This is a genomic window from Gracilibacillus thailandensis, from assembly GCF_010994055.1.
Lineage (GTDB): Bacteria > Bacillota > Bacilli > Bacillales > Amphibacillaceae > Gracilibacillus > Gracilibacillus lacisalsi.
Map to the genome: position 1 here is coordinate 15,853 of NZ_WJID01000041.1, position 13,639 is coordinate 29,491.

General features: G+C 35.2%; 14 protein-coding genes. 10 read left to right on the forward strand and 4 right to left on the reverse strand.

Going from position 1 to position 13,639, the window contains the following annotated elements:
- Positions 1-4: 4 nt before the first annotated feature.
- The 9 genes from iolG to GH715_RS12885 all read left to right on the forward strand — a co-directional run bounded on the left by iolG (position 5) and on the right by GH715_RS12885 (position 10,244).
- Positions 5-1,039, forward strand: a complete 1,035-nt coding sequence (gene iolG, locus GH715_RS12845) for an inositol 2-dehydrogenase (RefSeq protein WP_153835696.1) — start codon at positions 5-7, stop codon at positions 1,037-1,039.
- A gap of 53 nt (positions 1,040-1,092) precedes the next feature.
- A complete protein-coding gene (locus GH715_RS12850) occupies positions 1,093-1,566 on the forward strand; it encodes a thioredoxin family protein (RefSeq protein WP_153835697.1) in 474 nt (157 codons plus the stop codon).
- A gap of 52 nt (positions 1,567-1,618) precedes the next feature.
- Positions 1,619-3,358 (forward strand): multicopper oxidase family protein, encoded by a 1,740-nt coding sequence (locus tag GH715_RS12855; protein WP_163578641.1) that lies wholly within the window; start codon positions 1,619-1,621, stop codon positions 3,356-3,358.
- A gap of 128 nt (positions 3,359-3,486) precedes the next feature.
- Positions 3,487-4,740 (forward strand): ABC transporter substrate-binding protein, encoded by a 1,254-nt coding sequence (locus GH715_RS12860; RefSeq protein ID WP_153835699.1) that lies wholly within the window; start codon positions 3,487-3,489, stop codon positions 4,738-4,740.
- Positions 4,741-4,822: 82 nt separating this feature from the next.
- Positions 4,823-5,680: a carbohydrate ABC transporter permease gene (locus GH715_RS12865; RefSeq protein ID WP_163578642.1), complete on the forward strand. Its 858-nt coding sequence runs from the start codon at positions 4,823-4,825 to the stop codon at positions 5,678-5,680.
- Positions 5,673-6,503, forward strand: coding sequence for a carbohydrate ABC transporter permease (locus tag GH715_RS12870; protein ID WP_153835701.1), 831 nt, complete (start codon positions 5,673-5,675; stop codon positions 6,501-6,503). Before GH715_RS12865 ends, GH715_RS12870 begins: the two co-directional genes overlap by 8 nt.
- A gap of 30 nt (positions 6,504-6,533) precedes the next feature.
- Complete coding sequence (locus tag GH715_RS12875; RefSeq protein WP_153835702.1) at positions 6,534-8,258, forward strand: prenyltransferase/squalene oxidase repeat-containing protein; 1,725 nt, start codon at positions 6,534-6,536, stop codon at positions 8,256-8,258.
- 115 nt (positions 8,259-8,373) lie between these two features.
- Positions 8,374-9,549, forward strand: coding sequence for a D-alanyl-D-alanine carboxypeptidase family protein (locus GH715_RS12880; RefSeq protein ID WP_153835703.1), 1,176 nt, complete (start codon positions 8,374-8,376; stop codon positions 9,547-9,549).
- Between the two features lie 77 nt (positions 9,550-9,626).
- On the forward strand, positions 9,627-10,244 hold the full coding sequence (locus GH715_RS12885) for a YdhK family protein (RefSeq protein ID WP_153835704.1): 618 nt from the start codon (positions 9,627-9,629) through the stop codon (positions 10,242-10,244).
- Between the two features lie 139 nt (positions 10,245-10,383).
- Here the strand turns inward: GH715_RS12885 and GH715_RS12890 are convergent, their stop codons facing one another.
- The 4 genes from GH715_RS12890 to GH715_RS12905 all read right to left on the reverse strand — a co-directional run bounded on the left by GH715_RS12890 (position 10,384) and on the right by GH715_RS12905 (position 12,698).
- Positions 10,384-10,725 carry a DUF3147 family protein gene (locus GH715_RS12890; protein WP_018930448.1) on the reverse strand — a complete coding sequence of 114 codons (342 nt, stop codon included), beginning with the start codon at positions 10,723-10,725 and terminating at the stop codon, positions 10,384-10,386.
- Positions 10,716-11,132, reverse strand: a complete 417-nt coding sequence (locus GH715_RS12895) for a MarR family winged helix-turn-helix transcriptional regulator (RefSeq protein ID WP_153835705.1) — start codon at positions 11,130-11,132, stop codon at positions 10,716-10,718. The genes GH715_RS12890 and GH715_RS12895 overlap by 10 nt, the downstream gene beginning before the upstream one ends.
- Before the next feature lie 317 nt (positions 11,133-11,449).
- Entirely contained in the window at positions 11,450-12,034 is a 585-nt protein-coding gene (gene clpP / locus GH715_RS12900) for an ATP-dependent Clp endopeptidase proteolytic subunit ClpP (protein ID WP_153835706.1), read from the reverse strand.
- Between the two features lie 16 nt (positions 12,035-12,050).
- On the reverse strand, positions 12,051-12,698 hold the full coding sequence (locus GH715_RS12905; protein ID WP_163578643.1) for a sigma-70 family RNA polymerase sigma factor: 648 nt from the start codon (positions 12,696-12,698) through the stop codon (positions 12,051-12,053).
- A gap of 295 nt (positions 12,699-12,993) precedes the next feature.
- On the opposite strand from GH715_RS12905, the gene GH715_RS12910 reads away from it, so the two are divergent.
- On the forward strand, positions 12,994-13,230 hold the full coding sequence (locus GH715_RS12910; RefSeq protein ID WP_153835708.1) for a TM2 domain-containing protein: 237 nt from the start codon (positions 12,994-12,996) through the stop codon (positions 13,228-13,230).
- The last annotated feature ends 409 nt before the right edge of the window (positions 13,231-13,639 follow it).

The window sequence follows — 13,639 nt, forward strand, 5'->3', positions numbered from 1 at the left end:
TATCATGCAAAAATTAAAGATTGGAATTATTGGTGTCGGACGGATTGGTAAAATTCATGCTTATAATGCTCTCCATTCTAATAAATTTGAACTGAGAGCTATATCTGATGTGTCAAACGATCAATTAGACCATTCCTCTTTACGAGAGAGTGTGCCAATCATAACGAATCAACCTGAAAAAATCCTAACTGATAGCGAAATTGATGCTATATTCATATGCTCAAGTACAGACACGCATGTGGATTATATAAAAAAGGCAGCTAGTGAAGGGAAACATGTCTTTTGTGAGAAACCGATAAGTCTCCATATTCATGATACCTATGAAGTTTTAGACATCGTGAAAAAAGCTAATATTAAATTTCAGGTTGGCTTTAATAGGAGATACGATAAACATTTTAAAAAAGTTTATGAATCAGTTAGAAAAGGAGTAGTAGGTAACCCCCATATTATCAAGATTACTTCTAGAGATCCCAAACCACCATCAGAACAATATATTAAACAATCAGGTGGAATGTTTATGGACATGACTATTCACGATTTTGATCTAATTCGTTATCTATCAGGACGAGAGGTGGAAGAAGTTAGTGTTAAGACAGCTAATTTAATTAGTCCTATCTTTCATAAGAATAAAGACGTTGATACAGCAGTCATAACATTGATTTTTGATGATGGATCACTTGGTGTGATCGATAATAGTAGACAAGCAGTATATGGATATGATCAACGGATTGAAGTGTTCGGTGAAAAGGGTTTAATAAAAGTAGAAAATGAAAAAGAAACAAATCTTGAAGTTAGTACAAAAGATTCAGTTGTGGTAGCACAGCCAAGTTATTTTTTCTTGGACCGCTATTATGATGCTTATCAAAGTGAAATTGATGCTTTTGCTGATTCCATACTATTAAATAAATCAACGTTAACTCAGTTGGATGATGGATTGAAAGCTGAGATATTAGCATTAACTGCTAAGAAGTCTGCGCAAGAGGAACGTTCTGTTAAAGTAAATGAAGTTTGTGCTGATTATGGATTGCCTTATTTCTGATGATTTCTGAAATAGCGGTAAGAGATTTGGTGTTTGAAGAAGGAGTGAAAAAAATGAAAAAAAACATGACTATTTTTCTTATTGGCCTTGTTACGATATTTGTGTTACTAGGATTTTTTGTGAACTATCAAAATAATAAGTTAGCTGAAGAAAATCCTTATGGAAAAAGCTCTTTACATCCAGAAACAGTTGAACAGCTAGATGATCCAAATTATCAAAATCAAATCTTGCCCGATAAACTAGAAGAACAATTAACTGATCAGGAAGATGTCACGGTATACTTTTACAGCTCTACATGTGGATATTGTAAACAAACGACTCCTGTAATAGTACCTTTAGCTGAAGAAATGGGGATGGATTTAAAAAAATTAAACTTGCTCGAATTTCGGGAAGCCTGGAGTACATTTAATATTGAATCAACACCAACAGTTGTTCACTATGAAGAAGGAAAAGAAGTTGCCCGAGTTAAAGGTGCTGATGCGAATTTTGAGCGTTTTTTTAATACGTATGTGCTAGATAATGAGTAAGAGAGTGATGCTTATGGTTGATAGTCATTTGTTTGGATGGGAGAGAGGGTTTATGAAAAAAAAGCTAGTTTTAATATTAACAGTTTTCTTGTTTAGTGTATTTGCTTTATCGGGGGTTAACAATGCACAATCTACCGAAGCATCTAATGAGCAAGTAAAAATGGAAACGAAATCGATAGATGATGCTGATTATATAATAAGTAGTATCGAAGATTTGATTTCACTTGTAGATCATTACAAGGATACCAGAGAGATTGCTAATGAAAAAGTTGCCCGAATCTTAAATGTTCATCTTACATCAGTTAATATTTATGCTGAAAATGGTGAAACAGAAAAAATGGCAAAACATCTAGCTAGCTTTCAACAATTACTTGATTATTATCAACAGGAAGAATTAATTTCTGAGAACGCTTTTGGTGTACTTAAAACTGGTGCGAAATATTTGGTAGAAGGAAAAACAGTCAAGGGGTTTACAGTTGCTGCACAAGAGGCAACTTTTACTTTGAATGGTACCGAGCGAGAGGTATGGACTTATAACGGTGAGATTCCAGGTACAGAAATTCGCGTGACTGAAGACGATATTATACGCGTTCATTTAGTAAATGAATTACCAGCACCTGTAACGATTCACTGGCATGGTGTCCCTGTTCCTAATCAAATGGATGGGGTACCAGGAGTAACGCAAAACGCTGTTCAACCTGGGGAGACATTTACCTATGAGTTTATAGCAGATACACCCGGAACTTATTGGTATCATTCCCACCAACATAGTGCTTTTCAAGTTGATAAAGGTTTATTTGGCTCTATCATTGTAGAGGAAAAAGATGCTGAATATGATAAAGATTACACACTTATAATGGATGACTGGATCGGTGATAAAGAACTGTATGATAAGGTTTTAGGAGGAAATTATCCAACAGTAGAGACGCCTGTAGAAGCATGGGATACGTTTACGATTAATGGTGAAACGAATGACCAAATAGAGCCTCTTGATGTTCAAGATGGAGATCTTGTTAAACTACGGTTCATTAATGTTGGAAATTATGATTATACACTACGTTTTTCTGGTACAGAATTTAAAATCACTCATACAGATGGTCAACCAATTAATAAACCCGAAACTTTTACTAATAAATCCTTATTAACTAGTCCTGGACAGCGGTATGATGTGGAATTTATATATGACGAAAATCAGGATATTGTGATCGAAAGAATGGCAGATATGTGGTTAACAGATAATACAGTAATAGAATTTGAATCTGTAGGTAGCGGTGATAATAGAAATCAACAGGAGCAGACTATTAAAGATGATTCTGTTGAACCGATAGACATTTTAGATTACGGACAATATAAAAAAGGAAAATTTACTGACATTAAACAATTTGATAAGGAATACCGATCTGATTTAGGGATGAAGGAAGATGGCTCAATGACTATTAATGGTAGCGTTTATCCTGAGGAGTATGAGCCTATTTGGGTGAATGAAGGTGACATTGTTAAGCTTACGTTGACTAATGATACCCCTTTGCCACATCCGATGCATTTACACGGACATTTCTTTGAAATAATATCTCGTAATGGAGAGGATCTAGAGGGTTCACCTATTACTAGAGATACTATACTAGTAATGCCTGATACTGAATATGAAATAGCTTTTGAAGCAGATAATCCTGGCAATTGGATGTACCATTGTCATAAGCTACAACATGCAATGAAGGGAATGTCGACTATGGTACGATATGAAGATTACGAATTACCTTTCACTCCTGATGCAGGAAATATTATAGAATAATTTGATAATTATACTTGTTAATAAATTTTAACCTACTAAAACAAAATAGTAAGCGTTTACTTGATAGAGATATGAGAAAAAGGGTTCGTGACTTTATTAGATAAAACTGAAAGAAGGAGAGAATATGAATGAAAAAAAGATTCGTTTTATTATTTTTAATTCTATCCATTTTTCTGGCCGCATGTGGAAATTCAGCTGCTGATTCTATTCCAGGTGATGATTCAAAAGGAGATAAGATGCAATTTTATGTATCCGGGGATACTATAGAAGGCTCAGCATTAACAAAAATGTCAGAAAAATATACGGAAGAGACGGGAATAGAAATAGAGGTGGTAGATGTTCCATACAGTGATATGGTAACTAAAATCACGAATATGATTCGAGCAGGAGATCCACCTGCATTAGCTCGTGTAACAGGGTTTAACCCGGCATGGGAAGGGCAATTAATCGATCTATCCCAAATTGCAGAAGATAATAATGTGATGGTTGATATGGGGATAGCAGTTGATGGTGATTTAGTAGCTCCTCCAGTAGACCTTACAGCAGTTGGAATGTTTGTAAATAAAGATTTGTTTGAAGAAGCTGGTGTCCGTTATCCAACTAGTGAAGGAGATATTTGGACTTGGGATGAATTTGTATCATCATTAAATACCATATTGGCAAAAACGGATGCACAATATGGTATGGTAATGGATGATTCCGAACACAGACTGAATGCTTTCTTATACCAACATGGTAGTAAAGGTTTTTACCAAGATGGTGATCAATATACAACAAATGAGGAAACAAAGGACGCACTAGAAAAATTTGTTGAATTAAATGATAATACCATCATGCCGAAGTCTGTATGGACAGCAGGTGAAGACGCTTCTTCGATGTTCAAAAGTGGAAGAGTACCTGTTTATATGTCAGGGTCTTGGCAAATTACAGATTTTGCTTCGAACATAGAAGATTTTGAATGGGAAGCTGTTTATATGCCATATGAAGATGTTAGAGCTACCAATCTTGGTGGGAACTATTTGGTTGGCTTTGAAGGATCTGGTCAAGAAGAGGATGCAAAACAATTTATTGATTGGTTGTATCAAAAAGAGAATTATGAAGAGTTAGCAACATATGGAGGTTATTTACCTGTAAAGGAAGATGCAGAAATAGAATATGAACTCGCTCCGGAAGCATATGTTGTTTATCAAAATGAGATTGCTGCTTCTGATCCAATTGCCAGTCAGCAGCGAAATGAGCTTGTTCGAAAACAATTGGTTTCAAAAAGAAGTTTAGCTAGTACCTTGGCAGATGAAATGATTAAAACATTGAATGATGAGCAAAGCGTAGCAGATACCTTAGAAAATGTAAAAAAAGAGATGACAGATGCTTACGTGGAATAGCTCTTTCAAATAGCGACCACCAAAATGGTCGCTATTTATTACGGATCTTTCCCATGTAATAGCATGAAGGAGGTTGTGTAGTGTGAAAAAATGGCCTTTTTTATTTATTTTTGCTAATTTGGTACTGTTTATATTATTTTTTGCTTGGCCGGCATTATTAGGTGTTTACTATTCCTTTACCGAATATAACGGAAGTATAGCGACTTTCGTCGGTCTTAATAATTATATTAATCTATTTCAAGATCCGAGTTTTTATAAAGCACTGTTTAGGACATTCTTTTATACGTTGTTAGGAGTTCCTTTCATATATGTAACGTCGCTAATTATTTCGGTATTACTTGTAAGCAAATATACAAAAGGGAAGAATGTTGCAAAAATGATATTCTTTTTCCCTTGGTTAGTTTCTCCAATTGTAGTTGGTATCCTTTGGCGATGGATGTTCGGTGAAAGCTTTGGGTTTATAAACTATATGATCCAAGTACTTGGTGGCAATCCAATACAATGGTCTTCCGATGGCAATTTCGCCTTTTTGGTAGTTTTATTTGCAACTGCATGGGCGGGAACTGCTTTTAATATGTTGATTTTTATAGGCGCTTTGATAAGTATTCCCAAGTCTCTATATGAAGCGGCAGATGTTGATGGTGGTACGGCTTGGCAAAAATTTTGGCACATTACATTACCTTCCATTAGATCTACTTCCTTTTTAGTCATATTATTGGCTGTGTTTAACTTAATGAAAGAATTTCCAATGGTCCAAGCTTTAACAAATGGAGGACCAGGTTCAGATACTACTTTTATTGTGCAATATATTTATGAGACAGGTTTTGATCAATTAAAAATAGGATATGCTAGTGCAGCCTCTATGGTCTTATTTGTAGTACTTCTAGTATTTGCCTTACTACAATTCCGTTTTGCTAAAGGGGGAAAAATAGATGACTAAGCTGAATGATCGATTTTCCACTGTAATGTTAACAACAGCACTTGTCATTGTAGCATTGATGTACCTTTTTCCTATTATATGGTTATTACTCAGCTCATTAAAGCCTGGTAGTGAATTGTTTTCCTATCCCTTAAATATCTTGCCTGAAAACCCAACCATAGATGGATATATATATTCATGGGCAACAATGGCGTTTATAAAGTATTTTGCCAACACACTGATCGTAGCTATAGTAACAACGTTATTGACCGTGCTGGCCAGTGCGACTTGTGGATTTGCATTAGCAAAATACAATTATAAATGGTTACAGGTATTCTTCATATGTATGTTGGCTACTACAATGCTCCCAACAGAAGTGATCATGACTCCTACATTTTCCGTTATCTTGGAGTTGGGCTTATATGATAGCCTAGCTGGTTTAATCATCCCATCGATCAATACTGCCACTGGAATATTCATGTTCCGGCAATATTTTATAACTGTTCCTAATGATCTAATAGAATCTGCTAGGATAGACGGAGCAAATGAAGGGAGAATATTTTTTAATTTAATGTTACCGATTGCAAAACCTGTTGTGATAACTTTAGCTATTTTTTCTTTTCAATGGAGATGGAATGATTACATATGGCCATTAATCGTTTTAAGTGATCCTAATAAATATACCGTTCAAATCGCTTTAAGAAGTATTGTTGGAGCAGACAATATTGATTGGGTGCTATTACTTTCATCTTCAATTATTTCATTAGTACCAATGATTTTGATATTTATCGTCTTTCAACGGTACATTATGGATACAAGTGCTACTTCGGGTTTAAAAGGATAGGTGAAGATTACAAATCGGGAGGTTTTATGCATGAAGGCTTATAAGAAACTGATCAAAATAAATGATGTCATCACAACAACTTTTTTGGAAAGACAAATATTAGAGTCCAGAAGTCGCTATTTTGGTGGGATTATTGACAGACATACTGGGATTCCTAGCCCCACTCATGTTGGAACAGGGAGTGTGATAGCAAGTTGGGTATCTGCATATGTGAATCCGGAATCTAGATACTACCATGACAAGCTGTTAAAAAATAGAATAGACCTTGCATTAGATTATATGCTAACCATGCAGCATGATGACGGGACGATATCACCTGGTTATACTAATTATCATTCACCACCTGATACCGGATTTGTTGTAGCTGGGTTCTCGCAAATCTATCATTTACTAGAGGAAGATGGATCGAAAATGTTAGCATCAAAATTATATTTATTCTTAAAGAGATCTATGTCAGCAATGTTAACTGGGGGCTGTCACACGCCAAATCATCGATGGGTATTAACTTCTGCCCTAGCAAATCTTTATCATATTTTTAATGATAATAGATTGGTGAGAAGAGCAGAAGAATGGCTAAATGAAGGCTTAGATATAACTAAGGATGGAGAATGGACCGAAAGAAGTAATGGTATATATAACGCTGTTAGCGATATCAGTCTTTATCACACTGCTATATTATTAAATAAAACGGAGTTACTGGATCATGTACGCAATAATTTGAAGATGATGGTCTATCTAGTGCATCCAAACGGGGAAGTAGTAACAGAGTATTCTGGCAGGCAGGATTTAGATAAACATTATGATTTGTCTCCTTACCATTTGATTTACCGGTTGATGGCTCATCATGATCATAACCCTGTATTTCAAGCAATGGCAGATTTAGCAATTGAAACTATTTCTGAAATGGGACCTGTCAACAATCACATTTTGCTAGGTTATCTATCATTCCCATTTATTCAGGCTGAGAATATAGAAAAAGCTGAACTACCTAAGGTTTATGAAAAAGTTATAAACGGTGATTATCCAATAAAGGAAAATATAAAGGCTTTGGAAAGCGTTGGTCATGAAAATCGTATCGAGCATAGCAGCATGCATACTTCCTTTGGTGCACCAGTTGTAAGGTACCGTAATGAAGATATTAGCGCAACTATTATGACGAAAAACCCTTCTTTTTTCTCTTTGCGTAACGGAAAAGCAGAAATATTAGGTATTAAAATGTATACAAGCTTTTCCCCCGGATTGGTAGAGTTTGATGGACTCGAGCAAATGAAACACGGTTATCGACTAACGAAAGTGTTAGATAAGGGATATACTGGTCCGATTCCTGGTCAATATCTACCCCAAAATAGTGAGAACAAAGGAATATGGTATTTACTACCACATCAATATCGAAACGTAACACATAACCAATCCTTTGAAGTTACCATTGATATAGAGCGAGAAGGTAATGATTGGACTATTCGTGTTTTAACTGATGATAGAGCGGATGTATTTGTTCAAATAGAATTTCTTTTTAGACTGGATGACAAATTGAAAGGGGAAGGGTTGAAAAAAATTGGTGACCACTCATATTTTTGGGAGGATAATGATTTAACTCTATTGTCAGGAAGTGACAAAATTACGTTTGAGACAGGTGAATACGAACATTGGCAAGAAAACATAGGAAGTACAAAGATTCACAATCTCAAACAAGTAAAGGTAAATATGATTTCCCCAATTAACAAAAGGTTTAGGTTGTTTACCAGTATAATGTAGTATATTACAATTTATATACTATTTTAAACGAATGTTACAAATGATAGATTTGCACATTTTCATCATATTTTATCTTTATAATAGATGCATGAATAGCAGTCTTAGGAGAGTAGAAATGAGAAAATTTGCATTATGGATAGCAACATTAATGATAATAAATACTATATTTATCCCAAAAGTTCATGGTGAATCGAATACCCCACCAAATATTGAAAGTGAAGCAGCCATATTAATGGAAGCAGATTCAGAACAAGTTCTCTATGAAAAGAACGCCAACTCTCAAATGTATCCAGCAAGTCTTACGAAAATTGCCACAGCAATCTACGCCATTGAAAAAGGAAATGTAAATGATAAGGTAACGATTAGCAGTAATGCAAGTTCTAAAAATGTAAAAGGTACCACTGTTTTTTTGGAGGAAGGTGAAAAAGTCCCCTTATTACAATTGATTAAAGGGTTATTAATTAATTCTGGAAATGACGCAGGAGTAGCAATTGCTGAGCATCTAAGCGGTAGTGAAGAACAATTTTCGGAAGATATTAATCATTATCTTAAAAATGTGGTTGGTGTTCAAAATACTCATTTCAAGAATCCACACGGTTTATTTGACGCTGAACATGTTACCACAGCAGAAGATTTAGCAAAAATAACGAAGTATGCTATGGAAAACGAAACCTTTGAAGAAATCTTTGGTACAAAAGAAATGGAATGGGATGGTAAGACATGGGATACCACCATCATAACTCATCACAAATTAGTAAAGGGAGAAATCCCTTATGAAAATATTACCGGAGGAAAAAATGGTTTTGTCCATCAATCTGGTTATACGCTAGCAACAACAGCAGAAGATGAGGATTTAAGTTTAATAGTGATTACCTTGAAAAGTAACGAAAGGAATGGGGTATATGATGATACTATCAAACTATTAGACTACGGATTTGATCATTACAAAACATCTTATATTGATAAAGATACTTCATTTACTCTAGATGGAGACAAATATATAAATCCTGAAAAACGAGCATATACTCACACTTTACATGATCAAGTCGAAAAGCAGGTAACCCGAGATGGAAAATTGAGTATTGTCAATGAAGAAGAAAAAGTTATCCAATCATATAATCTAACAAAAGCAACAACAGACAGTAAATCACAGGCAGGAAAAGATTCTAATAAAGAAAATAGTCAAACTAAAGATAATTTCGAAATAAATTATCTGGTATTCGTTCTCCTTTCGGTAGTCTTGTTATGCTTGGTGGTTGGTCATTTGTATCGCAGAAATAAATATTCTTAATATATACAAGCAGTCTGCACATAATTTGCAACTCTCTAGGGCACTGTATAGACAAATGGTGTAATGGAGGGATATCAATGACAAAAATAACAACTTCACTACTTTCTTTATTTGTAATCTTTTTATTAGCAGCTTGCGCTAATGAAACAGAGGAAACAAATCCAGATGGCGCTGAAACAGAACAAAATATAGAAGAAATGGACATGGAATCTGAAGCACAAGCTGAAACGGAAGATATGGACCATGATCATTCCGAAATGAATATGTCTGGGTCAGGTGAGGTTCCGGGAGAATTAGAAGAAGCTGAAAATCCAACTTATGAAGTAAACAGTCAAGCTATGATTGAAGCAGACCATATGGAAGGTATGAATGGTGCTGAAGCAACTATTGTTGGTGCATACGATAGTACAGCTTATTCAGTGTCCTACACACCAACAAATGGTGGTGATAGAGTTACAGATCACAAATGGGTTATTCATGAAGAATTAGAAGGTGTCGGTGAAGAGCCTTTAGAAATTGGAGATGAAGCAACCATAAATGCAGCTCATATGGAAGGCATGGATGGTGCAACAGCCGAGATAGACTCAGCAATTGATACTACTGTATATATGGTTGATTTTACTTTGACTACGACGGGTGAAGAGGTTACTAATCATAAATGGGTAACAGAAGATGAGTTGTCACCAATTGAATAAATTTGGTTAATCAAAAGGGTTTCTTCAAATTGAAGGGACTCTTTTGCTATTCTTGTAAAATATAAGAGTTCGTCTCCTTTTCTCTTCGTTAAGGAACAGAACCATCTTTTGTGAGACGAACTTTTAAGCAAAAGTTCGTCTATTGTAGTAAGTGCTTTAAAACTAGATCTTGAATGAATAGAAATACTAACCATCCAGATACACCTAAACCTATTGAAATGAATAAATGAACTGCATTTTGTAATGCGATATACACGATTATTAACATAACGGCAGTTGCCGGAAATCCCCAAAGAACTCCTAACGCAAACTTACTTAAAGTTGTTGTCTCTTCTCCCTGAACATACAGCCATATTATGCTAAGTAAACTTACTAAAGGAAGAGCTGCTATTATTCCTCCATAGGATGGAAGTCTTCTCGAAACTTCTGTAACAATCCCAATAACGACAGCTGAGACGATAATTTTCAATATCACATACATTGTTTTGCTCGCTCACTCAAAGTTTTTAGGGCATTTTCTATTAAACTTTTTTCATTTTCATTCAATTGATTTAACACGTGTTCTAATTTCTTTTCATCCAGACTGGTGTTTCGATATAAAACTTCTTCACCTAAATTTGTTAAAGAAAGAATTACTTTTCGCTCATCTTTTGTAGCTCTTTTCTTTTTTAAATATTTCTTAGCAATCATTCTTTTAACGTGCTCAGATGCCGTATTGTGTGAAACATTCAGGTGGGAAGCAACTTCACCAACTCCTATTTCTTTTCGTTTATCTATAAGCTGAAGGATACGCACTACTTGATGAGAAATTTTTTCTTTATGTGGATAGTGTAAATGAAAATAAATGTCAGTCCAATATTGGTTTAATAGGGAGATATTATTGCTCATAAAAACCACCTCTTTATATCGTTACATAAGATTAAATCGTATATTGAGATATAAAGTAAAGGATCTAGTTATCTTTTCTACAAATAATTAGGGGTGTAGTAGCTCTCTGCATGTACGGGAGTTTTGCGCATGAAGGGGATAATACAAAATAAATAAAAAGGCTTATCATCTAGAATAAGTTAAGCCTTTTATTTTTTACACTAGTATTTGAAGTACTGAATACATAGTCAGTAAATATAATATTGTAAGCGTTCTGCAAGAAGAAATGGATCGGTAGAAGAGCATTCAAAATGAAACGCACTTCTACAACTATTCCATCATCTTTTCTTCTTAATAATTTGATCGATGATCCCATATTCCATAGCTTCTTGTGCGCTTAAGAAATAATCACGCTCTGTATCTTTTGCTACTTTTTCAACGGATTGACCTGTACGCTCGGAGATTATTTCGTTAATGTGACTTTTGAGTTTTAAGATTCTTCTAGCCGTAATTTCAATTTCTGTTGCCTGCCCTTTTGTTCCGCCAATAGGTTGATGCAGCATTATTTCACTATTAGGAAGTGCATATCTCTTTCCTTTCGTCCCCGCAAGCAACAGCAAAGCTCCAAAAGAAGCAGCCATCTCGGTACAAATTGTTCTAACATCTGGTTTGACAAGCTCCATTGTATCAAATATGGAAAATCCTGCAGATGTGGAACCACCTGGGCTGTTAATATAAATGGAAATATCCTTTTCAGAATTATCAGCTTCCAAAAATAATAGTTGAGCTGTTACAATGTTTGCTACCTGATCATTAATTTCATCGCCTATAATAATAATTCGATCCTTTAATAATCGTGAATAGATATCATAGGAACGTTCTCCGTGACTTGATTGTTCAATGACATATGGAATTGTAGCCATATCATTTCCTCCTTTTCTATGCGGCCATAGAATACATATTGAGAGGTGAATATGAATGCGTTGTTTTTGCAAGGATAGGTGTTTCCGCCAATGAATGTAAGGTGGAAATACAATCAATCAATATAACCGGATCATCTGCCTGAAGGGATCGGTATAACAAGTCATACAATTTCTTTCTTTCTTCTTCCTGCCAAAATGAATCGATGGACTGAAGGGAAGTGTTATGGTTTAATCTGTTTTTTGCTCTGTGCAGAGTTGATTTGACTGCCATTTCGGTTGTATCCAGTAAATCAGCTATTTCCCCTGATTGATAACTGAATGCTTCTTTAAGCATGAAAATAACTGCTTGTTTTGGCGTTAAATGATTCACTAATAATTTTGCTAAATCAATCAATCGATCTGCCTTACATGCTGGGTCTTCTTTTGATTTCTCTTCCGATGTTTTAAAAACCTCAACCTTTCTTTTTTTTACGGTATCCATCCATTCATGGTAAGCAATTTTATTCAAAAGTGCTGCACTTATTTCAGATGAATGATAATGTTTCATCGCTTTAAAGAAAGTTTCTTGTATAAGATCTTCGGCATCCCATTTATTTTTAGCTAGAAAATATGAATATTTCTTCAGCTTTGGATATAATTGATGAAATTGTCGTTCTACTTCCATGTGATAACCTCCTTCATTGGCAGAAAAACTTCTGTTGACATGCAATTGCATTCACTCCTTTGGAACCTCCCTACTTATATAACTAATTTGGAGGATAGAAAGATACGGGCAAAACAAAAATTTACTTATATTATATTTCAGTTTAAATAACTAATGGTTCAAATGCCAATATGTTAGGTTATCCAATTTCCAAAATTATGATAAAATCATAGTCGTTATTTTTCATACACTATAATGGACCTAACGTGATAAAATTAACAAGTACATGTTATCGTAAATGAGAGGAGTTAATATGATGATAAAGGAAAGAAACTTAGCTATTGCATATTTATTATGGTTTTTCTTCGGACAAATCGGTTTGCATCGTTTTTACACAGGTCGTGTAGGGAGTGGGATCACCCAGCTTCTACTCGGTATCATAGGATGGGGTACTACCTGGCTCTTAATTGGCTGGATTCCATTAGTCGTGCTATGGATTTGGCTATTTGTCGATATTTTCTTAATTCCGGGAATGTGTCGGAACCCGAGATAAAGCGGAAGTCTATTGTGTCACTTTTAGTGATGTAATAGGCTTTTTTTTTCGACAAGGAAGGTATATAATCCGCGGTATCAACGCATTTGTAAGCAGGGTAGCCATTATGAAATAGCTTGTACAGGAAACCATCGCTGCGGCTGTTCACTTCCCTTTCCACTGGATCTTAGTCGAAAATCATCCCGTAGGAGTGGAAGTGGACAAGCCGCAGCGATTGTTACGCCCAATATCCATCTCAAAATAAATACTTTATACCATCGATATATTATTTTGGTCAATGAAAAGGATCGGGTGGGCTTTCCCGGTTTTTCTTAATAGTCAAGCACAAAATACATAAACTGCGAAGTAACGAAGATATGGAAAAGAGATATCCACGGAAGCGCCGGTCTGTTCCGGGGAAAAAGGCTTC